Genomic DNA, 568 nt, shown 5'->3' on the forward strand with positions numbered 1-568 from the left:
CCGAATCCCCCTATTTATCTTTAAAAAGCATGATAAATACGCTTGTAGAAAGGTAGCTAAAAGACGATCCTAAAAGCAAAGCAAAACTCACAGTTTCTGCCACAACTTGATCATCTATTCCCATAAAATTCTTCAACTGCGTTTGAAATGAAGACGGAAATGCCGCACATAATACCAAAATACAAAGAACTAGCGACATAAAAAAAATGAGAATTGATATGTTGCGAGCAATTCTCAGAGAACCAACGCTAAATTTTTTGGAATTCTTCATCTAACAGCCTATTCTTATCGGAGCGAAAGTGTAGTTGAAAGCCTTTCCGCCCCCGACCAATAGGCCCGCGCCGTCACCTACTTTCCCTCCCGCTACGGTGCCTCCAAGCGATGATCCTAGAGGATCTGATCCCGAGACATTAGCGCCGACAGCCTCTCCATCACCGTAACTTAGCTCCGCCTCCACTTCTGCTGCACTTCAAAGTTGACAACGCACATCAGCTAGCTTCGATTTTCGCAAATCTATTTGCTGCGATCATGCTGATAATGATCAAGGCCGCTGAGCCTATTATAATCC

General features: G+C 43.8%; 1 protein-coding gene. It reads right to left on the reverse strand.

The genetic code is table 11. The annotated features are described in order from the left end of the window. Nucleotides 1-10: 10 nt before the first annotated feature. Nucleotides 11-271, reverse strand: a complete 261-nt coding sequence (locus OO12_RS28400; RefSeq protein WP_160296708.1) for a hypothetical protein — start codon at nt 269-271, stop codon at nt 11-13. Nucleotides 272-568 lie beyond the last annotated feature (297 nt).

The sequence above is a fragment of the Sphingomonas sp. ERG5 genome (assembly GCF_000803065.1).
Taxonomy (GTDB): domain Bacteria; phylum Pseudomonadota; class Alphaproteobacteria; order Sphingomonadales; family Sphingomonadaceae; genus Sphingomonas.